This is a genomic window from Bradyrhizobium sp. SEMIA, assembly GCF_014844175.1.
Classification (GTDB): Bacteria; Pseudomonadota; Alphaproteobacteria; order Rhizobiales; family Xanthobacteraceae; genus Bradyrhizobium; species Bradyrhizobium arachidis.
In genome coordinates this window covers 3,526,503-3,550,371 of the sequence record NZ_CP046601.1, presented here as the reverse complement: position 1 = coordinate 3,550,371, position 23,869 = coordinate 3,526,503, and the positions used below count along the sequence as shown (strand labels likewise).

Annotated in this window: 21 protein-coding genes and 2 pseudogenes; 9 read left to right on the top strand and 14 right to left on the bottom strand. The window is 63.7% G+C overall.

The window, feature by feature from the left end; genetic code table 11:
- Positions 1-4: 4 nt before the first annotated feature.
- The 3 genes from pdxY to FOM02_RS17390 form a co-directional block, all read right to left on the bottom strand.
- Positions 5-823: a pyridoxal kinase gene (gene pdxY / locus FOM02_RS17400; protein WP_027557761.1), complete on the bottom strand. Its 819-nt coding sequence runs from the start codon at positions 821-823 to the stop codon at positions 5-7.
- Between the two features lie 37 nt (positions 824-860).
- The gene (locus FOM02_RS17395) at positions 861-1,502 is read right to left on the bottom strand and encodes an FMN-binding negative transcriptional regulator (RefSeq protein ID WP_027557760.1); all 642 of its coding nucleotides are present in this window, start codon (positions 1,500-1,502) and stop codon (positions 861-863) included.
- Positions 1,503-1,589: 87 nt separating this feature from the next.
- Positions 1,590-2,234 carry a TetR family transcriptional regulator gene (locus FOM02_RS17390; RefSeq protein WP_027557759.1) on the bottom strand — a complete coding sequence of 215 codons (645 nt, stop codon included), beginning with the start codon at positions 2,232-2,234 and terminating at the stop codon, positions 1,590-1,592.
- Between the two features lie 96 nt (positions 2,235-2,330).
- Here FOM02_RS17390 and FOM02_RS17385 point away from each other — a divergent pair, with 96 nt between their 5' ends.
- The 3 genes from FOM02_RS17385 to FOM02_RS17375 all read left to right on the top strand — a co-directional run bounded on the left by FOM02_RS17385 (position 2,331) and on the right by FOM02_RS17375 (position 4,098).
- A complete protein-coding gene (locus FOM02_RS17385) occupies positions 2,331-2,996 on the top strand; it encodes an O-methyltransferase (RefSeq protein ID WP_027557758.1) in 666 nt (221 codons plus the stop codon).
- A 188-nt stretch (positions 2,997-3,184) separates the two neighbouring features.
- Positions 3,185-3,529: a DMT family transporter gene (locus FOM02_RS17380; RefSeq protein ID WP_027557757.1), complete on the top strand. Its 345-nt coding sequence runs from the start codon at positions 3,185-3,187 to the stop codon at positions 3,527-3,529.
- Entirely contained in the window at positions 3,529-4,098 is a 570-nt protein-coding gene (locus FOM02_RS17375) for a TetR family transcriptional regulator (protein WP_027557756.1), read from the top strand. The genes FOM02_RS17380 and FOM02_RS17375 overlap by 1 nt, the downstream gene beginning before the upstream one ends.
- A gap of 15 nt (positions 4,099-4,113) precedes the next feature.
- On the opposite strand, the gene FOM02_RS17370 is transcribed toward FOM02_RS17375, so the two are convergent.
- Together FOM02_RS17370 and FOM02_RS17365 are read right to left on the bottom strand one after the other, a co-directional pair.
- Positions 4,114-4,437: a hypothetical protein gene (locus tag FOM02_RS17370; RefSeq protein ID WP_027557755.1), complete on the bottom strand. Its 324-nt coding sequence runs from the start codon at positions 4,435-4,437 to the stop codon at positions 4,114-4,116.
- A gap of 75 nt (positions 4,438-4,512) precedes the next feature.
- Positions 4,513-4,788 carry a hypothetical protein gene (locus FOM02_RS17365; protein ID WP_143130598.1) on the bottom strand — a complete coding sequence of 92 codons (276 nt, stop codon included), beginning with the start codon at positions 4,786-4,788 and terminating at the stop codon, positions 4,513-4,515.
- A 44-nt stretch (positions 4,789-4,832) separates the two neighbouring features.
- Here FOM02_RS17365 and FOM02_RS17360 point away from each other — a divergent pair, with 44 nt between their 5' ends.
- Complete coding sequence (locus FOM02_RS17360; protein WP_027557753.1) at positions 4,833-5,126, top strand: DUF3551 domain-containing protein; 294 nt, start codon at positions 4,833-4,835, stop codon at positions 5,124-5,126.
- Between the two features lie 15 nt (positions 5,127-5,141).
- Here FOM02_RS17360 and FOM02_RS17355 read toward each other — a convergent pair whose 3' ends face one another.
- The 6 genes and pseudogenes from FOM02_RS17355 to FOM02_RS17330 form a co-directional block, all read right to left on the bottom strand.
- Positions 5,142-5,420, bottom strand: coding sequence for a hypothetical protein (locus tag FOM02_RS17355; protein WP_027557752.1), 279 nt, complete (start codon positions 5,418-5,420; stop codon positions 5,142-5,144).
- 139 nt (positions 5,421-5,559) lie between these two features.
- Positions 5,560-6,360: pseudogene (locus FOM02_RS17350) on the bottom strand (ABC transporter permease); the annotation flags it as partial.
- Entirely contained in the window at positions 6,360-7,469 is a 1,110-nt protein-coding gene (locus FOM02_RS17345; RefSeq protein ID WP_027561219.1) for a microcin C ABC transporter permease YejB, read from the bottom strand. The gene FOM02_RS17345 and the pseudogene FOM02_RS17350, both read right to left, overlap by 1 nt.
- A gap of 2 nt (positions 7,470-7,471) precedes the next feature.
- Positions 7,472-9,355 carry an extracellular solute-binding protein gene (locus FOM02_RS17340; protein ID WP_027561220.1) on the bottom strand — a complete coding sequence of 628 codons (1,884 nt, stop codon included), beginning with the start codon at positions 9,353-9,355 and terminating at the stop codon, positions 7,472-7,474.
- A gap of 14 nt (positions 9,356-9,369) precedes the next feature.
- Positions 9,370-11,283, bottom strand: coding sequence for an extracellular solute-binding protein (locus FOM02_RS17335; RefSeq protein WP_027561221.1), 1,914 nt, complete (start codon positions 11,281-11,283; stop codon positions 9,370-9,372).
- A gap of 211 nt (positions 11,284-11,494) precedes the next feature.
- On the bottom strand, positions 11,495-12,052 hold the full coding sequence (locus FOM02_RS17330; RefSeq protein WP_027561222.1) for a c-type cytochrome: 558 nt from the start codon (positions 12,050-12,052) through the stop codon (positions 11,495-11,497).
- A gap of 221 nt (positions 12,053-12,273) precedes the next feature.
- Between FOM02_RS17330 and FOM02_RS17325 the strand changes: the two genes are divergently transcribed.
- Positions 12,274-13,014: a 3-deoxy-manno-octulosonate cytidylyltransferase gene (locus FOM02_RS17325; protein WP_027561223.1), complete on the top strand. Its 741-nt coding sequence runs from the start codon at positions 12,274-12,276 to the stop codon at positions 13,012-13,014.
- A gap of 21 nt (positions 13,015-13,035) precedes the next feature.
- The gene (locus FOM02_RS17320) at positions 13,036-13,893 is read left to right on the top strand and encodes a prephenate dehydratase (protein ID WP_027561224.1); all 858 of its coding nucleotides are present in this window, start codon (positions 13,036-13,038) and stop codon (positions 13,891-13,893) included.
- A gap of 112 nt (positions 13,894-14,005) precedes the next feature.
- Here the strand turns inward: FOM02_RS17320 and FOM02_RS17315 are convergent, their stop codons facing one another.
- Entirely contained in the window at positions 14,006-15,022 is a 1,017-nt protein-coding gene (locus FOM02_RS17315; protein WP_027561225.1) for an LLM class flavin-dependent oxidoreductase, read from the bottom strand.
- Positions 15,023-15,408: 386 nt separating this feature from the next.
- Here FOM02_RS17315 and metF point away from each other — a divergent pair, with 386 nt between their 5' ends.
- Positions 15,409-16,329 carry a methylenetetrahydrofolate reductase [NAD(P)H] gene (gene metF / locus FOM02_RS17310; protein WP_027561226.1) on the top strand — a complete coding sequence of 307 codons (921 nt, stop codon included), beginning with the start codon at positions 15,409-15,411 and terminating at the stop codon, positions 16,327-16,329.
- Between the two features lie 6 nt (positions 16,330-16,335).
- Positions 16,336-20,187 (top strand): methionine synthase, encoded by a 3,852-nt coding sequence (gene metH / locus FOM02_RS17305; protein WP_027561227.1) that lies wholly within the window; start codon positions 16,336-16,338, stop codon positions 20,185-20,187.
- A 281-nt stretch (positions 20,188-20,468) separates the two neighbouring features.
- Here the strand turns inward: metH and FOM02_RS17300 are convergent.
- Together FOM02_RS17300 and FOM02_RS17295 are read right to left on the bottom strand one after the other, a co-directional pair.
- A pseudogene (locus FOM02_RS17300) lies at positions 20,469-21,170 on the bottom strand (thiolase domain-containing protein); the annotation flags it as partial.
- A 61-nt stretch (positions 21,171-21,231) separates the two neighbouring features.
- Complete coding sequence (locus FOM02_RS17295) at positions 21,232-22,428, bottom strand: ABC transporter substrate-binding protein (RefSeq protein ID WP_027564634.1); 1,197 nt, start codon at positions 22,426-22,428, stop codon at positions 21,232-21,234.
- 267 nt (positions 22,429-22,695) lie between these two features.
- On the opposite strand from FOM02_RS17295, the gene FOM02_RS17290 reads away from it, so the two are divergent.
- A complete protein-coding gene (locus tag FOM02_RS17290) occupies positions 22,696-23,868 on the top strand; it encodes an aminoglycoside phosphotransferase family protein (protein WP_051377683.1) in 1,173 nt (390 codons plus the stop codon).
- Position 23,869 lies beyond the last annotated feature (1 nt).

The window sequence follows — 23,869 nt, the reverse complement described above, 5'->3', positions numbered from 1 at the left end:
CTCGTTACGATTTGGGCTCCGGTATCGGCAGCGGCACGAGCCGCATCTCGGCGGTGCCGGCATCCTGTGTGCGCACCAGCACCGCAAAAATAGTGTCGACGGCGAGCCGTACTGCCGCGTCCATGGCCAAGCCCTTCGCCAGATGCGCCGCAATCAGGCCGGTGAGGAGATCGCCAGTGCCGTAGGGACGGATCGGCAGACGCGGCGTCGCAAAGCGCGACAACTGACCATCCGCGCAGAGGATCGTCTCCACCTGCCCGGCTGGCGTATCGGCGAGCGTGCAGCCGGTAGCGACGACATCGATGCGGCTGGTCCCCGCGAGAGCCGCGCACGCTGCGCGCAGACCCTGCGCGTCCCCAATCTTGATGCCCGACAGCAGCTCGAGCTCGAACTGGTTCGGCGTGGTGGTCTTCGCGGCCGGCAGCAGCCGGTGCCGCACCACGTCCAGAATGCCGTCGGCGACATAGACGCGGCCATCGTCGCCGATCACGGGGTCGCAGAGATAGACCAGCTTGGAATTGCGCGTGAGCGCCCGTTCGACGAAATCGGCGATCACGGCGGCGTTGCCGACCGAGCCGAGATAGCCGGTGACGAGCACGGCGGCCTCCTCGACGAGACCGCGCTCCTCGACACCCCTCAGCAGATCAGCGACGAGCTCGGTCTCCAGCACGCGTCCGCGCAGGGTTGGATAGCGCGGATGGTTTGACAGCAGCGTCGTCGGTACCGCCGCGACGTTCACGCCCTCCGCCTGCATGGCATAGGCGGCCGCGCTGTTGCCGACATGGCCGTGGACCACCTGGCTTTGAATGGAGATGACGAGCATGCGGAGGTCCGTACGGTCAAATGCTGAATGTGGCAAGCTATCGGAGCTCATACCCGAGCTCCGGCCGTAGCGCCTTCATCTTGCGTGCCAGCCGCCGGTGTCCGCTCTCCTGCGAGCGCGCCAGCTGGTTTGCCACGGCGACATGGTCCGCATCGGGCTTGTGCTGGTTGAGCTTGGCTTGCCCCTCGATCTGGTCCACCACGATATCGACGACGCAGATCGCAGCCAGCATGCTCTCGCGCTTGCCGCCCTCCATCTGCGCGAGATCCCAGGGCTGTTTCGGAAGCCGCGCCTCAGAGGCCGCCAGCAACGCATCGCCATGTCCGCGGTTCTGATCCAGCCCGCGCAGATGCGCCACACCCGAAAGATGCACGGCCTCGTAAAGCCAGGTCGAGACGTTTTCGCGTGAGGAATACCAGTCGTTCGAAATGTAGGCATCATCGCCGGCGACGATCAGCAGGAAGCGCCTGTTGCCGTCCGCAAGCGACACAAGCGGATTCTTCGCAGTGAAATGGGCCTGCACGATCGCGCATCCGTCACGCTCGCACAGCACGAACGGCACGTGTGAGGCGCGCGGGCCGCGCTCATCCGCCGCCACGATCACGCCGAAGCCGCGCCTTGCGGCAAATTCCAGCGCGCGCTGCTCCTCGATGCGGAATTGGGGACGGAGGACATGCATGGCGGCGCTCGGGCTGGACGAAGGACGATGCGAGGCTAACCCAATATCCCCCCGAGTCCGAACGATATTGGGCCGCAAATGCGGATGTCAGGAATGATCGCGGCCTCGCGCGAGCTCCGCGAGATAGGCGCAGAACATGTCGGCCAGCCCGTCGGCATGACGCGCGATCTCGGTCTCGCTGCGCGGCGTCTCCGAGAACCGCTTGCCGACCTCGCTCAATGTCGTCGTGATCAGCTCGCCGGCGAGCTCGCGCGTCGCATCCGAGACCTTGGGCAATGCCTCCCGCATGAAGGCCGCGACAATGCCCTCGCCCGCGGCCCGCGCGTCCTGCGCCTCGGGCGCGTCGCGATAGAGCGGCTCGGCGTCGCTGAGCGCCGTGCGGATCGCTGCCTCCTCGCATTCGGAGCGGATGAAGGCATGGACCAGCGCGCGCAGCCGAGCCAGGGGCGGCGTCGCGCGGTCTTCGAGAATGCCGCGCAACATCTCACTCGTACGCCGCCACTCGTCGCTCTGGAGGCGAAACAGGATCGCGGCCTTGTTCGGAAAATATTGGTAGAGCGACCCGACGCTCACCCCGGCCCGCTCCGCCACCCGCGCCGTGGTGAAACGTTGCGCTCCCTCCTTCGCCAGGACCTGAACAGCGGCATCTAGAATGGCCGCCACCAGCTCGGTGGAGCGGGCCTGTCGCGGCTGTTTTCGTGAGGAAACTGAACGGCTTCGACGGTCGGCCATGGCACACCCTGGCAATGCGAATAGGAAATGCGACGAATTAGTCGTATTTCCTGCTCCGCGCAAGCACGCGCTTTCCCACCGATCCGGAGACCTCGAATGACCACCCCGACCATCACATCGCTTGCGCCGCTGCTGGACCGCCTGTTCCTCGAGGCCGAAGCCGCAAGCAATGCAACGCAAGCCGCCGTCGCCGACCTGTCCGATGCCGAGCGGGCACGTATGATGCGGAGCAAGACCGATTATGCCGAGCTCTATGGCCGGCTGAAGGACGCACCGCTCGCGGTGTCGCGCGAGACCGGCATGCTGCTCTACATGCTGACGCGCAGTTCCCGCGCCGAGGCGATCGTCGAGTTCGGCACCTCGTTCGGGCTGTCGACCCTGCACCTTGCAGCGGGCCTGCGCGACAATGGCGGCGGCCGCCTCATCACAAGCGAGTTCGAACCGTCCAAGGCCGTGCGGGCGCGTGAGAATCTTTCGGCCGGCGGCCTGATCGATCTCGTCGAAATCCGCGAGGGCGATGCGCTGAAGACGCTTCGCACGGATCTGCCCGAGACGATCGATCTCGTGCTGCTCGACGGCGCCAAGGCGCTCTACCCGGAGATCCTGAATCTGGTCGAAGGCCATCTCAGGCCGGGCGCGATCGTCGTCGCCGACAATGCCGATTTCAGCCCTGACTACCTCGCACGCGTGCGCAGGCCCGGCAGCGGCTACATGTCCACGGCCTTTGCCGACGACGTCGAGCTCTCCGTGCGGATCAACTGACGCGCGCCGGAGCCGCTGCGACCATTCGAAGCCGCCGCACGATCATCGTGCGGCGGCTTCGTGCCGTGTTCCCCGCCTGTCGCAGGCGCGTCACTCACCCGTGATAGCTGGTCCAGCCAAAAGCCATGTTCCGCGTGCTAAACATACCTACCGCGCGGTATCTTTCGAGCAAAAACACCTGATTGACCATGACCTCCGCCTTCAACGCCTATGCTGCCCTTACCCTCGCCATCGTGTTCGAGGTCACGGCGTCCGCCTTCCTCCAGCAGTCCGCGCAGTTCACGCGGCCGTGGCCGACGTTGGCCATGGTGCTGTTCTACGTCGCCTCGTTCTACGCGCTGTCGGTGGCGATCCGGGTCATTCCCCTGAGCATCGCCTATGCGATCTGGGGCGGCGTCGGCATCATCCTGACCGCCACCGTCTCCTTCGTGCTGTTCCGCCAGATGCTGGACGCCGCGGCCTTTGTCGGCATCGCGCTGATCGTATCGGGGGTCGTGGTCATCAACCTGTTCTCGGAGACCACGGTGCATTGATGGCGGAAAGCGCCTACACCCGCGCCAAGCAGCCCGAGCAGGTGCGGCGCGCCCTGCTCGACTGCGCCGCGGCGATCGCCATGGACCATGGCGTGCCGGGCGTCACGGTACAGGCCGTGGCAGCGGCCGCCGGCGTCACCAAGGGCGGGCTGTTTCATCATTTCGGCAGCAAGCAGGCGCTGATCGAGGGGCTGTTCGCCGACCTCCTTGCCCGCGTCGATGCCGAGATCGACGCCGCCATCGAGGCCGATCCCAAGCCGCGCGGCAGCTTTACACGCGCCTATGTCAATGCGGTGTTCACCGGCAAGGCGTTCGGATTCGCAACGCCCTGGGCGGCGCTGAGCATGGTCGTCGTCACCGATCCGTCATTGCGCCGGCTCTGGAACGACTGGATGAAGGCGCGCCTGAAGCGCCATCGCGCGACTGACGCAACGCCCGAGCTCCATGTCGTCCGCCTCGCCGCCGACGGCGCCTGGCTGTCCTATGTCACGACGGGACAAACACGGATGAACGCCGACCTTCGCGCCGTGCACGATCGCCTGATCGCGCAGACCTATCGACGCACGTAGCGCATTCGATCCGGGCTACGGGCTCTGAACCGGCTTTGGCGGACGCGACGCCGACTTGGAAGGCTTTGCGCGGGGCTTCTTGCCCGCGGCGTTTGGCGGCGGTTCATCGACGGACTGCAAATAGGCAGCGAGCGCCTTGGCGGAGTCCGGGCTGGTCGCGTAATGGTCCTTCAGGAACCAGGCGAGAGTTACACTGAAGCGCCCTTTCGCCAATCCCCGCGGGCTGCGGTGACAGGTGGCGCAGCCGTCAGCGAAGAGTTTTGCGGGCGGTTTGCCGGCGTCGAGATTTTGTGCGGACGCGACCGTCGCCGTCAGTGCCGCAGCGGCTGCGAGAGTCATCAAGGGCGCGATTATCTCGCGCCCCGTTCGAAATACCGTCGTCAAATCCAGTCGTCCCCTAGCCGCGTTGCGCAGTCACGCCGCCAACAACTGATCGAATTCGGGCGGAGTATACGACTTGCCGTCCTGGTCGGTGATGACAACCTGCCATCCCTCGCTCGCCCAGACCCTCGCCTTCGCCACAATCAGCAACCGGCTCTCGCGGGCAAAACTGCACTTCTCGTTGTCGCGTTCTGCGACCATCTTATAGGCCAATGCGCATCCCCTTGCGTTGCCCTGCCACCCGTCCCCGTCGTGGCAGCGGGCTTTGGCGGCAATTCGCCAGGAGCGTGGCAATTTGGTGCCATCCACGGCAGCATTGTGCCAAGGTCCCGCCTAAACGAAGAAGGTTGATCATGTCACGCGTCAAAAACGCGATTCTGCTTGTCGTGAGCTTGCTTGTCGTAAGCCTGCTTGGCGCGGGCTTGCCCGGCTCCGTGCCGGCCGAGGCGCAGACCTACGATCCGCGTTATCCCGTCTGCATCGAGGTCTATACCCTCGACGGCAGCTCCATCGCTTGCAGTTTCGTGTCGATGGCGCAATGCGCGGCGACCGCATCCGGGCAGTCCGCCCAGTGCTACGCCAATCCCTATGCTATGCAAAATCGCCAGCCGGGCCCGGGCCCATCGCCGCCGCGACGGAACCGCTAAGCGCCTGCAATCCGCTCAGTGCACGCGGATCACGTGAGGGCGGCCAAGATCGATCAGCCCCTGCACCGCCGAGAGGCGATCGTCCAGGGCTGCGATGGTGAGCAGCAGGTTGTTGCGGCGTTCGTCGAGCATTCCCATCTCGGCGCCGGTGAGCTTGGAGCTCGCCCGCTCCTTGTGAATCCCGTCGAGGGATTTGCGCAGTCCGGCGATCAGGCCGGCCAGCTGCTTGGCCTCCTTGGTCATCGAACGCTTCGCGACATTTTGGCGGCGCGTTTCCGCCTGGCTCTGTCTCATCGTCATCCTCCCGTGCCCCGCTGCCCCGAGTGGATGCCGACATCTTTGGGTAGACATCTTACGATCGATGAAATCTGCCCGCGAAGAACCTTTTTAAATTGTACGCGCAGGGAACTCGCCCGCACCAAGACCGACCACGCGAGACCCAGGAGAACAGCAGCAGGATGCCGAGCAGCACGAAGAAGCCCGGCACGAGCACCGAGGACAGGATCAGGAGAAGATAGAGCGAGGGAATCGCCGTCCATATCTCGATGAAGCGCTGGAAGATGAGATCGACCCAGCCGCCGAAATAACCCTGCACCGCGCCTGCGGCAATGCCGATGACGGATGAGACAATGGTGAGGCAAAGGCCGAACAGCACGGAGATGCGGAAGCCGTAGATCAATCGCGCCACCACGTCACGGCCCTGATCGTCGGTGCCGAGCCAGTTATATTCGAGATCGCGGCAGCTCTTCAGTCCCTTCTTCTCGACCACCGGCTTGCACTGCGCTTCCGTCAGCATCCAGGTCGGCGGCGACGGCGCCGGGGTCGGCAGATCGAGATTGTGGGTGTCGTAGGAATAGCGGATCAGCGGCCAGACGATGACGCCGCCCTTGTCCTTGATGAGTTTTTGCAAATAGGGATCGCGATAGTCGGCGGCCGTCTCGAAATCACCGCCGAAGGTGGTTTCCGAATAAGTCACGAAGGCCGGCCAGTACAGACGGCCGTCGAACTTGATCAGGAAGGGCCGATCGTTGGCGATCAGCTCGGCGAACAGCGAGATCACGAACAGCGCGATGAATATCCAGAACGACCAGTAGCCGCGCCGGTTGGCCTTGAAGTTCTGCCATCGCCGCCGGTTGAGCGGCGAAGGGGCGAACGGCTTGCGCGTGATCGGAACGATCTCCCCCAGGGGAGACTGGGTCGTGGTCTCGATCGGCGTCGGTGCGGTGATTGTCATCAGACCTCCCGCGCCTCGAAATCGATCCGGGGGTCGATCCACATATAGGTCAGATCGGAGATCAGGTTGATCACGAGTCCGACCAGCGAAAAGATGTAGAGCGTGCCGAACACCACGGGATAGTCGCGGTTGAGCACGCTCTCGAAGCTGAGCAGCCCGAGCCCGTCCAGCGAGAAGATGGTCTCGATCAGGAGCGAGCCTGAAAAGAAGGCGTGGATGAAGGTTCCGGGAAAGCCCGCGATCACGATCAGCATGGCGTTGCGGAAGACGTGGCCGTAAAGCACGCGGTTCTCACTGCAACCCTTGGCGCGCGCGGTCATGACGTATTGCTTGCGGATCTCGTCCAGGAACGAGTTCTTGGTCAGGAACGTCATGGTGGTGAACGCACCCAGCCCCATGGCGATCAGCGGCAGCGTCAGATGCCAGAAATAATCGATGATCTTCCAGTACCAGGGAAACTGCGACCAGCCATCCGACGTCAGCCCGCGCAGCGGGAACCAGTTGAAGAACGAGCCGCCGGCAAACAGGATGATCAGGAGGATCGCGAACAGGAAGCCAGGAATGGCATAGCCGAGCACGAGCACGGTCGACGTCCAGGTGTCGAACCGCGCGCCGTCGCTCACGGCCTTGCGAATGCCGAGCGGGATCGAGATCAGATAGGTCAGAAGCGTCAGCCACAGGCCAAGCGAGATCGAGACCGGCAGCTTCTCCTTGATGAGCTGAAGCACGCTGACGTCGCGGAAATAGCTCTTGCCGAAATCGAAGCGGGCGAAATTCCACACCATCAGGGCGAAGCGTTCCGGCGCCGGCTTGTCGAAACCGAACTGCACTTCCAGCTTCTTGATGAAATCAGGATCGAGGCCCTGCGCGCCGCGATATTTCGAGTTGATGGCATCGCCGCCTGCACCGAGCTGTCCCGGTGCACGCTGCGCAAAATCACCCCCGCCCGAAATGCGCGAGGTGCCGCCGGTGTCGGCACCTGAGAGCTGCGCGATGACGCGCTCGACCGGGCCGCCCGGCGCGAACTGCACGACGACGAAGGAGACGAAGAGGATCCCGAGCAGGGTCGGGATCATCAAGAGGATGCGGCGGGCGATATAAGCGCTCATGACTATTTCGCCTGATCGAGCTTGGCCGCCTTGCCGCCGTCATGCCACCAGATGTCGGGGGCGCCGACGCCATTGGCGTAACGCGGCAGCTTCTGCGGATGACCGAACTGGTCCCAGTAAGCCAGCCGGTGCGTCTTGTTGTACCATTGCGGCACCCAATAGCGGCCGGCCCGGAACAGACGATCGAAGGCGCGGCAGGCGATGGTCAACTCCTCGCGGTTGTCGGCGGCCATGATCTTCTCGACCATGGCGTCGATCGCAGGGCTGGCGACGCCTGCGAGATTGTATGATCCCCTGGTGTTCGCGACCTGCGAGGAGAAGAACGCGCGCATGGCATCGCCGGGCGTCGCCGACATGCTGAAGCGCTGGATCGACATATCGAAATCGAAATCCTCCTGGCGCGCCTTGAATTGCACCGCATCGACGAGACGCACGCTGGCCTCGATGCCGAGCGTCGCGAGATTCTTGAGGTACGGCGCATGGTGCGGCTGGAACGACGGCTCGTCCAGCAGGAACTCGATCTTGAACGGCTCGCCGTTCGGCAGCACCCGCTTGCCATCCTTGATCGGCACGCCAGCCTCGTTCAGCAATTGCTGCGCCTTGCGGAGCAGGCTGCGGTCCTGCCCGGAGCCGTCCGTGACCGGCGGCGTGAATGGCGCAGCAAACACCTCGTCGGGGACCTTGCCGCGGAACGGCTCCAGCAGCTTCAGTTCTTCCGCCGAAGGCGGTCCATCGCCGGCCATGAGATCCGAATTCTGGAACGGCGACACGGTACGGGCATAGGCACCGTACATGATGGTCTTGTTGGTCCACTCGAAGTCGAACGCATTGATCAGAGCCTCGCGCACGCGCGGGTCCTTGAACTTGTCGCGCCGCGTGTTGATGAACCAGCCCTGCGCGCCGGATGGCGTGTCGTCGGGCACGACCTCCATCTTGACGCGGCCGTCCTTCACCGCCGGAAAATCATACCGCGTCGCCCAGATGCGGGCGGTGAACTCCTCGCGATAGAGATAGCTCTTGCCGGTGAAACCCTCGAAGGCGACATCGCGGTCGCGGTAGAATTCGTAGCGCACGACGTCGAAATTGTAGCTGCCGCGGCAAACCGGCAGATCGGCGGCCCACCAGTCCTTGACCCGCTCGAATTCGATGTAGCGATTGACCTCGAACCGGCCGACCTTGTACGGGCCCGAGCCGAGCGGAATATCCAGCGTCGATTCATCGAAGGCTCGCGCCGCGTAATACGCCTTCGAGAAGATCGGCAGACCAGCGACATAGAGCGGCACGTCGCGCGCGCGTCCCTTGGCGAAGGTGACGACGAGCGTCGCATCGTCGAGAGCTTCCGCGCTGACCATGTCGCGCATCTGCACGGTGATCAGCGGATGTCCCTTGGTCTTCAGCGCCGTCAACGAAAACGCCGCATCGTGCGCGGTGAGCCTGCTGCCGTCGTGGAATTTCGCCTCGGGCCGCATCGTGAAGCGATAGGTGAGCTTGTCCTGTGATATCTGCACGGATTTGGCGGCCAGCCCGTACATCGCGTCCGGCTCGTCGTTGGCGCGCACCATCAGCGGCGCGAAGGTCATGTCCATGCCTTGCGCGCCGTCGCCCTTCAGGATGTAGGCGTTGAGCGAGTTGAAGGTCTGGAAGGACTGGTTGTAGGCGCGGACCGACGGGATGAGCGAGAACGTGCCGCCCTTCGGCGCGTCCAGATTCACATAATCGAAATGGGGGAAGTCGGCGGGATATTTGAGATCGCCGAAGGCGGAGATGCCATGGGCCTCGGCCGACCCTTCCGACGCCGCCGCGCCGCGCGCCAGCGGTCCGACCAGGGATGCACCCAAGGTGCCGACACCCAGGGCCAGCACGTGGCGGCGTGACATCTGCCTCATGCGGGAAACGTCCTTCACGATTTCTTTGCGATCCGCGCCGCCTTGTCTGCGTCGTACCACCAGATGAACGGGAAGCCGGATTGGCCGTATCTGGGCAATTCCGAGGGCCGGCCGAAGCGGTCCCATCGCGCGGTGCGTATCTTCGTATAGGTCCACTGCGGCACGACGTAGTGATTCCACAGCAGCACGCGGTCGAGCGCCTTGGTTGCCGCGACGAGATCGTCGCGATCCCTGGCGTAGATCAGCCGCTCGATCAGCTTGTCCACGGCCGGATTCTTGATGCCGGCGATGTTGCGGGACCCGGCGATGTCGGCCGTCTTGGACGACCAGAACTCGCGCTGCTCGTTGCCTGGCGACTGCGACTCGCCCCAAGAATTGGTGACGACATCGAAATCCCAATCGCGCGTCCTGTTCTCGTATTGGGTCGGATCGACCGTTCGCACGCTGACGGCAATGCCGAGCCGTTCCAGCGACGGCTTGTAGAACAGCGTGATCCGCTCGAAGCTCGGATCCGAATTCAGCAATTCCAAGCTGAACTGGGCGCCGGTCTTGACGTCGATCAGCTTGCGGTCGCGCACCTCGTAGCCGGCCTCCTTGAACAGGCGCAGCGCTTCGCGGAGATTATCGCGCACGGCTTCCGGACTGCCGCCGACGGGATTTGTATAGGCCGTCGTGAACACTTCCGGCGGGACTTCGGCGCGAACGGTCTCGAGAATCTCGAGCTCCTTTCCTTGCGGCAAGCCGGTCGCCATCAGCTCGTCGATGCCGTCGAAATAGCTGGTGATACGCTTGTACTGACCGTAGAAGATCTGCTTGTTCATCTCCTCGAAGTCGAAGGCGTAGTTGAGCGCACGACGCACGCGGGGATCGCTGAACTTGGCGCGACGTAGGTTCGGCACGAAGGCCTGCATGACGCCCGAGCTGCGATTGGCGAATTCCTCCAGGATCACGCGTTTTTCGGTGACGGCCGGGAAGTCGTAGGCGGTTGCCCAGTTCTTTGCGCTGTTCTCGGTGCGCCAATCGACCTGATCGGCCTTGAACGCTTCGATCGCGACGGTGGCGTCGCGGAAATACTCGTAGCGCAGCTCATCGAAATTGTTTCGGCCGACATTGGCGGCAAGGTCGCGCCCCCAATAATCCTTGACGCGCTCCAGCGCGATCGAGCGACCGGCAACAAATTCCTTGATCTTGTAGGGGCCGGAGCCGAGCGGCACTTCCAGCGTGGTCGCGGAGACGTCGCGCTTGCGGCCCTGCGCGTCGGTGCCCTCCCACCAATGCTTCGGCAACACCGTGAGCTGCCCGACGATCTGCGGCAGCTCGCGGTTGCCCGGCGCGTCGAACACGAACTTCACTTCGCGCTCGCCGACCTTCTCCGCTTTCACCACATGGCTGTAATAGGCCGAGTACATCGGGTGATGCTTCTTGAAGGAATCGAGCGAGAAGATCACGTCATCCGCGGTGACCGGCTTGCCGTCGTGCCATTTGGCCTCCGGCCGCAGCCGGTAGGTGACGAAGGAGAAATCGTCGGGATGGCTCACGGCCTCAGCCAGCGCGCCGTATTCGGTCGAGACCTCGTCGAGCGCGGGCGTCAGAAGCGATTCATAGATGAACGCGACGGCCCCAGCGACCTGCCCCTTCACCCCAGAGACGACGATGTTGAAATTGTCGAATGTGCCGACGGCAATCTGGCGCGCGACGCCGCCTTTGGGCGCTTCCGGATTGACATAGTCGAAACGTTTGAAGTCGGCGGGGTACTTGACCTTTCCGAACAGCGACAGCGCGTGGCGCCAAGCCCCATTTGAAGGTAGCTCACCTGCCGATTGCGCCTCGGCCGCGCCGACGACGGGAATGCCGGCGACCGAGCCGAGAACGGGGAGCGCGGCAGCAGCGGCGCCGGTGAGCAGGAGATCGCGTCGGGTAATGGCCAAATCAATAGTCCTGTCTTGAAGGAGGCTAGTCCTTTAAGGTCCCAATATAGGCGAGGTTTCGACGGAATATGTTGCTTTTTCCTCATGTTGGAAGACCGGACGGCCTCTCGGATGCGGCCAAACGCCCCGATAACGTCATCGCGAGGCCCGGATACAGAAACGGCCAGGCTTTTCAGCCTGGCCGTTTGTTCCAAGTCTGGTTTTTGACGCCTTATTTCGACGCCGTCGGCAGCGGCTGCGGATGCTCCGACAGCGAGTTCAGATAGGCGATGACGTCGGCGCGCTCGGAATCCTTGGGGATACCAGCGAAGCCCATCGCGGTGCCCGGGATGAAGCCCTTCGGGCTGGCAATGAACTTGTTGAGGTCGTCGAAGGTCCAGGTGCCGCCCTTGGCCTTCATGGCAGCCGAGAAGTTGAAGCCGTTGCGGCCCTCACCCCTGGCTTCGCCGACGACGCCGTAGAGGTTCGGACCGACGCGATTCGGGCCGCCCTTCTCGAAGGTGTGGCAGGCGCCGCACTTCTTGGCGGCCGCAGCGCCCTTCTCGACGGAGGCGGTCTGGAGCAGCTTTTCGATCGGTTCGGACGATGCGGCGGCCGCGCCACCTTCCTTGCCGCCGTGGCCGGCATCTTCCTTGACCGCGATCTCGAAGCCCGGCTTTTCCGGCATCTTGGGCGAGAACAGTGCCTGGGCGGTGAAGCTCGTCACCAGCAGGATGAGACAGGTGCCGAGCACGGCACCGAGAATTTTATTGAGTTCGAAAGAGTCCATTTCCGGCCAGGCCCCACACCGCAGTAAGGAAATAGCGGCCGGGCGGCCGCCAGGACGAGCCTCGGGAGAATCAAAAGCGTTCCTTATTGTTTCCCCGAGTTTTGCCATTGAGATATCGGTTTGCCCGGGGTCTGGCAACCCGTATAAGCGACCCGGCTTTCAGCCCGTCCCCACCCCATTTCTCGACGCGGAAAACCTCCCGTTTCCAGGCCCTTGAACAGATGACCGATCCCCGCATCCTGGTGCTGATCCCGGCCCGCATGGCCGCCACCCGCCTGCCCGGCAAGCCGCTCGCCGACATCGCGGGCCTGCCGATGATCGTGCATGTGCTGCGCCGCGCCGAGGCCGCCGGGATCGGCCGAGTCGCGGTCGCAACCGATACGGACGAGATCGCATCCGTCGTGACGGCCCATGGCGGCGAGGCCGTGATGACCCGCTCCACGCACCCCTCCGGCTCCGACCGCATCCACGAGGCCATGCAGAAGCTCGATCCGGACTGCAAGGCCGAGATCGTGATCAATCTCCAGGGCGATTTCCCGACCATCACGCCGCAGACCATCCGCGAGGTACTGCCGCCTTTTGACGACCCGGCGGTCGACATCGTGACGCTGGCCTCGCAGATCCACACCGAGGAGGAGGACCTCGCGCCGAGCGTCGTGAAGGCGATCGGCTCGCCGATCGGACCGCGGCGGATGCGGGCACTTTATTTCACACGCGCTACCGCCCCCTACGGCAACGGACCGCGATACCACCACATCGGCCTTTATGCCTATCGCCGCGCCGCGCTGGAGCGGTTCGTGTCGTTACCGCCCTCACCGCTCGAAAAACAAGAGAGCCTTGAGCAGCTCCGGGCGGTGGAAGCCGGCATGCGCATCGACATCATGATCGTCGACACCGTGCCTCGCGGGGTGGACACGCCGCCCGATCTCGAAACCGCGCGCAGCATCCTTTCCAAATCCTGAGCCGCTGCTACAAGGCCGAGCATGAGCAAGATGAAGATCGCATTCCAGGGCGAGCCCGGAGCCAATTCCCACATCGCCATCGTCGAGGCCTATCCCGACGCCGAGCCGATGCCCTGCGCCACGTTTGAAGACGCGCTGTCGGCGATTTCGTCGGGCGAGGCCGATCTCGGCATGATCCCGATCGAGAACTCGGTCGCAGGCCGCGTCGCCGACATCCATCATCTCCTGCCGGCCTCCGGCCTGTTCATCATCGGCGAATGGTTTCTCCCGGTCCGCCATCAATTGATGGCGGTGAAGGGAACCAAGCTGTCGGACATCAAGAGCGTCGAGAGCCATGTCCATGCGCTCGGCCAGTGCCGGCGCATCATCCGCAAGCTCGGCATCAAACCGATCGTGCACGCCGACACCGCCGGTAGCGCCCGCGACATCTCCGAGCGCAACGACAAGACGGTGGCCGCAATCGCCTCGCGCCTCGCCGCCCAGATCTACGGCCTCGACATCCTCGCCGATGACATCGAGGACGAGGCGCACAACACGACGCGCTTCGTCGTGCTGGCGCGCGAGCCGAAATGGGCCACGCAGGGCTCGGGCCCACTGGTCACGACTTTTGTGTTTCGCGTGCGCAACCTGCCGGCCGCGCTCTACAAGGCGCTCGGCGGCTTTGCCACCAACGGCGTCAACATGACCAAGCTCGAGAGCTACATGGTCGACGGCAATTTCTTCGCCACGCAGTTTTATGCCGACGTCGATGGCCACCCCGAAGACAAGGGCCTTGCGTTTGCGATCGAGGAGCTGAAGTTCTTCTCGCGCGAATTCCGCATCGTCGGCGTCTATCCCGGCCACCCGTTCCGCGCGACGTTCAGCGAGGCCCAGGATTGATGTCGTCGTTCCGGGGCACGCGAAGCGTGAACTATGGTGCGCACTTGCGCACCTGAGAACCTCGAGATTCCGGGTTCGATGCTTCGCATCGCCCCGGAATGACGGTGAGTATCTACGCAGCCTGCTTCGCCAGCCCAAACGCCTCGGCCAGCAGCGAATACGACCTCTTCCGCGCCTCGTGATCGTACACGGCCGTGATCACCATCAGCTCGTCCGGCTTGCTGGCATCGATCAGCGGCTGAAGCTTCTTCTGCACGGTCGCCGGATTGCCGACGAACAGGCGTGAACGGTTGCGGAGGATCGAGGTGCGCTCGACATCCGTATAGGGATAAGCCAGCGCCTCCTCGACGCTCGGCAACGGCAAATATTGGCCGCGGTCGCGGCGCAGACGGTTGAGATCGAACGAGGTGGCGAGCTTTTCCGCTTCTTCATCCGTGTCCGCCGCGATGACAGCGACGGCGAGGATCGCACGCGGGCTCGCACTCCAGGCCGAAGGCTGGAAATGGTTGCGATAGTGCACCATCGCGTCGATCGCATCATGGGATGCGAAATGATGAGCGAAGGCGAAGCCCATGCCGACTTGGGCCGCGAGCTCCGAGGAATAATCGCTGGAGCCGAGCAGCCAGATCGGCGGCAGCGGCGTATCGTCAGGCATCGCAACGACGTTGTTGTAAGGGTGCCCCGAAGGGAATTCGCGGGTCTCCCACAGGATCAGCTCGTGCAGCCGCTCCAGGAAATCGTCGCCCTCGCGGCGGTCGAGCCGGCTGCGCAGCGCATAGGCCGTGGCGCCGTCGGTGCCGGGCGCGCGGCCAAGACCAAGATCGATGCGGCCAGGAAACAACGCCTCCAGCATCTTGAAGCGCTCAGCCACCACCAGCGGCGCGTGGTTGGGCAGCATCACGCCGCCGGAGCCGACGCGGATGTGCTTCGTCACCGCCGAGATCTGGCCGATCATCACGTCGGGCGCGGGGCTCGCGACGGAAGCGAGGTTGTGATGCTCGGCGAGCCAATAGCGGACATAGCCGAGCCTGTCGACATGGCGCGCCAGGTCGATGCTGTTGCGGAGCGCGGCGGCGGGTTTTGTGCCTGTGGTGACGACCGAGAGGTCGAGGACTGAGAGCGGGATCATGGCGCGGTAACGTAATGGAGGCCGGCGCAGCAGCAATGGGCAGACTGCGCAGGTCTGGCGTGTGCCGGCCGCGAGCGCCGGCGGCGGGCCGAGCTAGAGCGGTGGGACAGATTTTGCCTTAGCAACACATGAGTCATATTGCCCACCCACGGAAATCCGCTATCGCAGCTACTTCTGCTAGACTAATATACTGATATATATACTACTTATCAAATATCCTATTTCCCACTCCATTTCTCATAGTCGGCGATAATCCACATATTCGACCGCAAAGTGGGCCATTTCCCATCATCGATGGGCTGTCGAGTGCAACCGCTTTGGCTTATCTTACCCTCTCCCAATCTAGACCCGACCGCCGGCCGCCAAAATCTGGAGTGAGTGGTGCTATGACCGACCTGACGATTCCTGCCCGCAACGAAGGGCAAGACGGGCACCTGAAGCGGCCTGCGATCTCGTTCGAGTTCTTTCCGCCCAAAACGGAAGATATGGAGCGGAATCTCTGGGAGACAATCAACCGGCTCGCCCCGCTCGACCCGAAATTCGTCTCGGTGACCTATGGCGCGGGCGGCTCGACCCGCGAGCGCACCCATTCGACCATCTCCCGCATCCTGAAAGAGACCGCGCTGCTGCCGGCGGCGCATCTGACCTGCGTCGGCGCCTCGCGCGGCGAGATCGACGAGATCGTCGACCGCTATCACGAGGTCGGCGTCCGCCACATCGTTGGCCTCCGCGGCGACCCCGCCGGCGGCATCGGTACGCCCTACTCCAGCCATCCCGACGGCTATCAGAGCTCGGCCGAGCTCGTCGCGGGGATCAAGAAGCGGCATGCGGATATCGAAGTGTCCGTCTCGGCCTACCCGGAGAAGCATCCCGAGGCGCGCGACTTCGACGCCGACATCGACACGCTTCAAGCAAAAGTCGATGCCGGCGCGACGCGCGCGATTACCCAGGTGTTCTTCGATAACGACCTCTACTTCCGCTATCTCGATCGCGTGCGTGCGCGCGGCATCAGCATTCCGATCGTGCCGGGCATCATGCCCATGCACAATTTCAAGCAGGCCCGTAATTTCGTGACGCGTGCCGGCACCACCGTGCCGGACTGGTTCGCTGCGAAGTTCGAAGGCCTCGATGACGACGCCGAGACCCGCAAGCTGGTCGCCGCAACCGTTGCCGCCGGCCAGGTGCAGAAGCTCGCCAAGCACGGCGTCGACACCTTCCATTTCTACACCATGAACCGCGCCGATCTCGTGTTCGCGATCAGCCATTTGCTCGGCATCCGCGCCAAGAGCGCCCAGAAGGCTGCGTAAGAGAAAATGACCGTACCCGTTTCCGCCAAGCGAACTGCCCTGATCAATGCCGCGCGCGAGCGCATCCTCGTGCTCGACGGCGCCATGGGCACGATGATCCAGAACCTGCAGCTCGACGAGGCCGCCTTCCGCGGCGAGCGCTTCAAGAATTTCCATCGCGACCTGCGCGGCAACAACGATCTGTTGATCCTGACCCAGCCGCAGGCGATCGAGGACATCCACGCCGCCTATTTGCGTGCCGGGGCCGACATCGTCGCGACCAACACCTTCTCCACCACCTCGATCGCGCAGGCCGATTACGACCTCACCGACATTGTCTACGAGATGGCGCGCGAAGGTGCTCGCCTCGCCGGCAATGCCGCCCGCCGCGTCGCAGCCGAGGACGGCAAGCCGCGCTTCGTTGCAGGTGCCATCGGACCGACCAACCGCACCGCGTCGATCTCGCCTGACGTCGCCAATCCCGGCTACCGCGCCGTCACCTTCGACGATTTGCGCAAATCCTATGGCGAGCAGATCCGCGGCCTGCTCGACGGCGGCGTCGACCTCCTGCTGGTCGAGACCATCTTCGACACGCTCAACGCCAAGGCGGCGCTCTATGCGATCGCCGAGATCACCGAAGAGCTCGGCATCGACATGCCCGTGATGGTGTCGGGCACCATCACCGACAAGTCCGGCCGCCTGCTCTCGGGCCAGATGCCGGAAGCGTTCTGGAATTCCGTGCGGCACGCCAAACCCATCACCATCGGCTTCAACTGCGCCCTTGGCGCAGAAGACCTTCGCGCGCATATCGCCGACATCGGCCGCGTCGCAGATACTCTCGTATGTGCTTATCCGAATGCCGGCCTGCCCAACGAGTTCGGCCAGTATGATGAGACACCTGAGTATATGGCCCGCCTGGTCGGTGAGTTCGCCCGCGACGGCCTCGTCAACATCGTCGGCGGCTGCTGCGGCACCACGCCGGACCACATCGCGGCAATCGCCGCTGCGGTGGCCCCGCACAAGCCGCGCGTCGTACCGGAGATCGCACCGAAGCTGCGCCTCTCCGGCCTCGAGCCGTTCGTGCTGACGGATGCGATCCCGTTCGTGAACGTCGGCGAGCGCACCAACGTCACGGGCTCTGCCCGCTTCCGCAAGCTGATCACCAATGGCGACTACACCGCCGCGCTGCAGGTCGCGCGCGACCAGGTCGAGAACGGCGCTCAGATCATCGACGTCAACATGGACGAGGGCCTGCTCGACTCCGAAGCCGCGATGGTGACCTTCCTCAACCTCGTCGCCGCCGAGCCCGACATCGCCCGCGTCCCCGTTATGGTCGACTCCTCGAAATTCTCCGTGATCGAAGCCGGCCTGAAATGCGTGCAGGGCAAGCCGGTCGTCAACTCGATCTCGATGAAGGAAGGCGAGGAGAAATTCATCCACGAGGCGAAGATCGCGCGGCGCCATGGCGCCGCCGTCGTGGTGATGGCGTTCGACGAGGTCGGCCAGGCCGACACCTTCGCGCGCAAGACCGAAATCTGCAAGCGCGCCTACGACATCCTCGTGAACAAGGTCGGCTTCCCGCCCGAGGACATCATCTTCGATCCGAACATCTTCGCGATCGCGACCGGCATCGAGGAGCACAACAATTACGGCGTCGACTTCATCGAGGCGACGCGCTGGATCCGGCAGAACCTGCCCGGCGCGCACATCTCGGGCGGCGTGTCCAACCTCTCCTTCTCGTTCCGCGGCAACGAGCCGGTGCGCGAGGCCATGCACTCGGTGTTCCTGTATCACGCCATCAAGGCCGGCATGGACATGGGCATCGTCAATGCCGGGCAGATGATCGTCTATGACGACATCGATCCCGAATTGCGCCAGACCTGCGAGGACGTCGTCCTCAATCGCGACGCGGGCGCCTCCGAGCGCCTGCTGGCGCTCGCGGAGAAATTCCGCGGCAAGAAGACCGAGAGCAAGGAAGCTGATCTCGCCTGGCGTGAATGGCCGGTGGAGAAGCGGCTGTCGCATTCGCTGGTCCACGGGATCACCGAGTTCATCGAGCAGGACACCGAAGAAGCCCGCAAGAATTCCTCGCGCCCGCTCGACGTGATCGAGGGACCGCTGATGGCCGGCATGAACGTCGTCGGCGACCTCTTCGGCGACGGCAAGATGTTCTTGCCGCAGGTGGTGAAGTCCGCACGCGTCATGAAGCAGGCCGTTGCCTATCTCATGCCGTTCATGGAGGAGGAGAAGGCCCGCAACCTGGCCAACGGAATCGGCACTGAGGGCTCCTCGTCCGCCGGCAAGATCGTGCTCGCGACCGTCAAGGGCGACGTCCACGACATCGGCAAGAACATCGTCGGCATCGTGCTCCAGTGCAACAACTTCGAAGTCATCGACCTCGGCGTGATGGTGCCGGCCGCCAAGATCGTCGAGACCGTGAAGGCGGAGAAGGCCGACATCGTCGGTCTCTCAGGCCTGATCACGCCCTCGCTCGACGAGATGGCGTTCTTCGCCGGCGAATTGCAGCGCGAGGGCCTCAAGCTGCCGCTGCTGATCGGCGGCGCCACGACGAGCCGCGTGCACACGGCGGTGAAGATCGACCCGAGCTATCGCGCCGGCCCGGTCGTCCATGTCAACGACGCCAGCCGCGCCGTCGGCGTCGCCTCCTCGCTGCTCTCGCCCGAGAAGCGCGAGGCCTATGCTGCCGAGGTGCGGGCCGAATACGCAAAGATCTCGGACGCGCATCTGCGCGCGCAGGCGGACAAGAAGCGGCTGAAGCTCAGCGCCGCTCGCGCCAACCGCGTGCCGGTCGATTTCGCCAAGAGCAAGCCGGTGAAGCCGACCTTCCTGGGCACCAGGAGCTTTGACGAATACGACCTCGCCGAGCTCGTGCCCTATATCGACTGGACCCCGTTCTTCCAGACCTGGGAGCTCGCGGGACGCTTCCCCGCGATCCTCAAGGACGACAAGGTCGGCGAGGTCGCGCGCTCGCTCTATGACGATGCGCGCAAGATGCTCGATACCATCGTGAAGGAGAAATGGTTCCGGGCCCGTGCCACGATCGGCTTCTGGCCGGCGAACGCGCAAGGCGATGACATCGTGCTCTATGCCGATGAGAGCCGGACCAGGCAGGTCGCGACTTTGCACACGCTGCGCCAGCAGCTCGAGAAGCGCGAGGGTCGTTTCAATGCGGCGCTCTCGGACTTCATCGCGCCCGCCGGCGTGCCCGACTATGTCGGCGGCTTCGTTGTCACCGCCGGCATCGGCGAGGATGCGGTCGCCGACCGTTTCAAGATGGCCAACGACGACTACTCCTCGATCCTGTGCAAGGCGCTAGCCGACCGCTTGGCGGAGGCTTTCGCCGAACGCATGCATGCCCGCGTGCGCCGCGAGTTCTGGGCCTATGCCCCGGACGAAGCGCTCTCCAACGACGAGCTGATCCTGGAGAAGTACCAGGGCATCCGCCCCGCGCCCGGCTATCCCGCGCAGCCCGATCATACCGAGAAGGCGACGCTGTTCGAACTGCTCGATGCGGAAGCGACCGCCGGCGTGAAGCTGACCGAGAGCTATGCGATGTGGCCGGGCTCGAGCGTGTCCGGGCTCTATTTCGCGAACCCCGAGAGCTATTATTTCGGCGTCGGCAAGATCGAGCGCGACCAGGTCGAGGACTACGCCGCACGCAAGGGCATGACGGTCGCCGAGACCGAGCGCTGGCTCGCGCCGGTGCTGAACTACATCCCGCAGCAGCAGGACGCGGACAAGGCGTTTGCTGCGACGCCTGCGAACGACGAGACGTCGAAAGACCTCGCCTCGCATCCGCCGGGCTGCACCTGCGCGGTGCATCTGGTCTGGCAGAAGAAGCGGGCGGGCGCGGGGTAGGCGCGCCCCGCTCCAAAATACAAAAATGAAAAACAACCCCATGCACAGTAGCGATGGGTTGAAAGGCTTGATGTAATTTCGGCCTTACCGAAAATAACTTGCCTCGTCGGGCAAAACAGCTGTATCAATACAGGATCGGCTGCAGCGCCCGGCTGGTCCTCTCCACCTCACCCATCGCCGTCATTCCGGGGCGCGCGTAGCGCGAGCCCGGAATCATTTGTCCGCATCACCGCGCTGGCACGTATGGATTCCGGGCTCCGCGACCAAGTGGCGCGCCCCGTGGCCTCGCCATGGCCGATCAGGCGGACCAGCGGCTTCTTCAGGCTCTTGGCGATCTCGGGCGTGGTCACGATCAGCGCGCCGCCGCCGTCGGTGACGACGCAGCAGTCGAGCCTGTGCAGCGGATCGGAGATCATCGGCGAGTTCACGACATCCTCGACGGTGACGACCTCCTTCAGCATTGCGTGCGGATTGTATTGGGCGTGATGGGAGGCCGCGACCTTGATCCAGGCGAGCTGCTCGCTCGTAGTGCCATAGTCGTGCATGTGGCGCATGGCGCACATGCCATAGGCATTGTGGGTCGTTGCGCCATAGGCGGTCTCGAAATCGGCTTCGGCGCCCGGAGCGCGCACCTGCGCCGGACCGGTGCGCGGCTTGCCCGCGAGCGTGATCAGCGCGATCGAGCACTTGCCTGCGGCAATGGCTTCCGCGGCGTGACCGAGATGGATGATGTAGGAGCAGCCGCCAGTGTCGGTGCTGTCGACATGGCGCACCTTCAGCCCGAGATAATCGACCATCGGCCAGGCGCCGCCCGGCGCGTCGCCGGAGAGAAAGTAGCCGTCGATGTCGTCCTTGGTCAGCCCCGCATCCTCGATCGCGCCCTTGGCAACCTCGGCGTGAAGCTGCGCGGTGGATTTGTCCGGCGCATGCCGGGTCGGGTGCTCATAGATCCCGGCAATGTAGGCCTTGCCCTTGATGGTCAAAGAAAGTCTCCGTTGGGGTTGTCTGCCTTGCCGCGTGTTACGCGGCAGGGCAGTGCCATCGCTAGTCCTCGAGCAGCCTCCAGGACGTCTTGTCGAAGATGGCCATGCGCAAGGAGCGGTAGGGGGCGTAGTTCTCCTTGGAGTTGGTGAGCTCGATCCCCGGGAGCAGCATGCCGACCCGCTCCTTGTCGAAGCTCGTGGCCTGAGCGAGCAGATTTTCGCGGGTCAGATTGTCGCCGCATCGCTGCAGGCCCTTCGCAATCGCTTGCGCATTGATGTAGCCGGACAGCGCAATGAAGTCGTTCGGGCCGTCGTTCGGCGCCCATTTTTTCATGAAGGCGACATAGTCCTTTACCTCGGCATCCTCGGCCCAAGCGGGATCGTTGGCCTGCTTGGCGAATTGGGTCGTATAGGCGCCCTGGACGTTGTCGAGCCCGGCAGGCGTCAGCACGCCCTGGATCGAGTTGACCGGACTGGCGAGGAACTGGACCGGCTTCCAGTTCAGCTCATTGGCCTTCTTGATGCCCTGGGCGGCAAATTTCGGCGTCGTGAAATAGACCAGCGTATCGGCGCCGGCTGCCTTGAGCTTGAGGATCTCGGAGTCGATCGTGGGATAGCTGAGCTCGTAGGAAGCCTCCGCGACGATCTTCGCCTGGCCGTCGGAGCCCAAGCCGGCCTTGAGGCCCGTGAGGTAGTCCTTCCCATAGTCGTCGTTCTGGTAGAGCACGGCGATCTTGGCGTTCGGCAGCTTCTTGAGGATGAACTTGCCGAACGTGGCTCCCTCCATCTCGAAGGGCGGATAGAAGGGGACGGTCCACGGAAAACTCTTGGGATCGTTGAAGCGGCGGCCGCCTGCCGAGATGAAGACCTGGGGTACCTTGTTCTGGTTGAGATACTTTTGAACGGCGACGTTGGGAACAGTGCCCACGGTGCCGACCTCAGCCAGAACGCCGTCGTCGTCGATCAGCTTGCGGGTCTGTTCGATGGCCTTTGGCGGGCTGAATGCGTTGTCAAGCGAGATCAGGTTGACCTTCCTGCCGTTGATCCCGCCTTGCTCGTTCAGCATCTGGAAGTAGCCGGTCATCACGCGACCGTAGCTCGAGAATGTCGACGCCGGCCCGCTATATGGAACGGTCTGGCCGATCTTGATCTCGGTGTCGGTAACGCCCGGACCATATTGCTTGTCGGCGGCTCCCGCCTCCACGGCTGCGCTGGATAGGAACAGGACCGAGGCGCTCACCAAAATCGAAGTTCTCATGCTGGCTCCCATATCGCTTCTTGTTTTATGAATTAAAGAAGTACACTATAGTACGATATCTTGGAAGTCGAAAAATGCGGAATGTGCCGGCGCCGGAGGCCTCGAAATGTGTCGCGCTGCAACCAGGAGGCTGCTGGCCGTTGATCCGCATCTCGGCGCTGGCGCCGCCTTGACGTCAACGCGATTGTGGTTCAGATAGTACGTAAGCGTACGAAATATCGGGCGCGCGTCGCAAGCGCTGCGGCCGCTCACCGGAAGGGAGGGACCATGGCTGCATCGGGTGCAACGGCACTGGCTGCGCTCAGGATTGGCGGACGCGTCGCCTTCGAACGCCTGGTGCGGCCGAAAGCCCGCCGCGCGGAGGATGTTCCGTGCTCGCCGGGGGCCGTCACGCCGGAGTGGCTGACCGCCGTGCTCTGCCAGGAAAGTCCCGGTGCTGTCGTCACCGACGTCGTGGTGAAGCCTGCGAGCGCCGGGACGCACGAACGTCACCAATTGATCGTCAGCTACAATGACGCGGGTCAGCGCGCAGGCTTGCCGCAGTCGATGTTCACGAAGTCGCTGCCGAGCGTCGTCACACGCATGATCGGCGGCTTCAACGGCACCGCGCGGGTCGAGGGACGCTTCTACATGCAGCTGCGACCGCAGCTCGAGATCGAGGCGCCGGTCGGCTATCATGCGGCGTTCGATCGCCAGACCTACGCCTCGATCCTTCTCCTGGAGGACATGGTCGCAACCAAGTCGGCGACCTTTTGCAACTACAAGACCTATGTTGACCGCGAGATGGCGGAAGACATGGTCGACGTTCTGGCCGCGCTGCATGCGCGCTTCTACGGCGATGGCGAGCTTTCGGCACGTTATCCGTGGGTGGCCAGCTATCCGCGCTGGTTCACCATCGGTGCGGAGAAGATGAGCCTCGAGCACTACACCCGGAAGGCGTTCGACGCTGCCGCCCACGTCATTCCGAACAGCGTGCTCGCGCAGCGAGACGCGGTCTGGCCGGCCGCCGTGCGGGCGCTTGCCGTCCACGACAACGAGCCGCAGGGACTGATCCATTCCGACGTGCATATCGGCAACTGGTATCGCACCGGCGCGGGGAAGATGGGCTTGTGCGATTGGCAATGTCTTGCCCGCGGTCACTGGTCGCGGGACTTTTCCTATGCCGTGACGGCGGCGCTGACGCCGGAGGATCGCCGCAACTGGGAGAAGGATCTGCTCCGTCGCTATCTCGATCGGTTCGCCGGATTGACGGAGACCAGGCCGAACTTCGACCGGAGTTTCCTCAACTATCGGCAGCAGATGGTGCATGCGCTGCTGATGTGGACGATCACCTTGTGCCATTCGCCCTTGTTGCCGGCCATGCAGTCGGAGGCGACGACGCTCGCGATGATCGAGCGAATCTCGACGGCGATGGCGGATCTGGATTCCTTGCGCAGTTGAG

Excerpts from the sequence above, each read along its gene's own strand:
- FOM02_RS17315 (WP_027561225.1), bottom strand. The coding sequence starts at position 15,022 with ATGATCCCGCTCTCAGTCCTCGACCTCTCGGTCGTCACCACAGGCACA.
- FOM02_RS17320 (WP_027561224.1), top strand. The coding sequence starts at position 13,036 with ATGAGCAAGATGAAGATCGCATTCCAGGGCGAGCCCGGAGCCAATTCC.
- FOM02_RS17325 (WP_027561223.1), top strand. The coding sequence starts at position 12,274 with ATGACCGATCCCCGCATCCTGGTGCTGATCCCGGCCCGCATGGCCGCC.
- FOM02_RS17360 (WP_027557753.1), top strand. The coding sequence starts at position 4,833 with ATGTCACGCGTCAAAAACGCGATTCTGCTTGTCGTGAGCTTGCTTGTC.
- FOM02_RS17290 (WP_051377683.1), top strand. The coding sequence starts at position 22,696 with ATGGCTGCATCGGGTGCAACGGCACTGGCTGCGCTCAGGATTGGCGGA.
- FOM02_RS17295 (WP_027564634.1), bottom strand. The coding sequence starts at position 22,428 with ATGAGAACTTCGATTTTGGTGAGCGCCTCGGTCCTGTTCCTATCCAGC.
- metF (WP_027561226.1), top strand. The coding sequence starts at position 15,409 with ATGACCGACCTGACGATTCCTGCCCGCAACGAAGGGCAAGACGGGCAC.
- FOM02_RS17385 (WP_027557758.1), top strand. The coding sequence starts at position 2,331 with ATGACCACCCCGACCATCACATCGCTTGCGCCGCTGCTGGACCGCCTG.
- FOM02_RS17370 (WP_027557755.1), bottom strand. The coding sequence starts at position 4,437 with ATGACTCTCGCAGCCGCTGCGGCACTGACGGCGACGGTCGCGTCCGCA.
- FOM02_RS17330 (WP_027561222.1), bottom strand. The coding sequence starts at position 12,052 with ATGGACTCTTTCGAACTCAATAAAATTCTCGGTGCCGTGCTCGGCACC.
- FOM02_RS17380 (WP_027557757.1), top strand. The coding sequence starts at position 3,185 with ATGACCTCCGCCTTCAACGCCTATGCTGCCCTTACCCTCGCCATCGTG.
- FOM02_RS17395 (WP_027557760.1), bottom strand. The coding sequence starts at position 1,502 with ATGCATGTCCTCCGTCCCCAATTCCGCATCGAGGAGCAGCGCGCGCTG.
- pdxY (WP_027557761.1), bottom strand. The coding sequence starts at position 823 with ATGCTCGTCATCTCCATTCAAAGCCAGGTGGTCCACGGCCATGTCGGC.
- FOM02_RS17375 (WP_027557756.1), top strand. The coding sequence starts at position 3,529 with ATGGCGGAAAGCGCCTACACCCGCGCCAAGCAGCCCGAGCAGGTGCGG.
- FOM02_RS17390 (WP_027557759.1), bottom strand. The coding sequence starts at position 2,234 with ATGGCCGACCGTCGAAGCCGTTCAGTTTCCTCACGAAAACAGCCGCGA.
- FOM02_RS17340 (WP_027561220.1), bottom strand. The coding sequence starts at position 9,355 with ATGAGGCAGATGTCACGCCGCCACGTGCTGGCCCTGGGTGTCGGCACC.
- FOM02_RS17345 (WP_027561219.1), bottom strand. The coding sequence starts at position 7,469 with ATGAGCGCTTATATCGCCCGCCGCATCCTCTTGATGATCCCGACCCTG.
- metH (WP_027561227.1), top strand. The coding sequence starts at position 16,336 with ATGACCGTACCCGTTTCCGCCAAGCGAACTGCCCTGATCAATGCCGCG.
- FOM02_RS17355 (WP_027557752.1), bottom strand. The coding sequence starts at position 5,420 with ATGAGACAGAGCCAGGCGGAAACGCGCCGCCAAAATGTCGCGAAGCGT.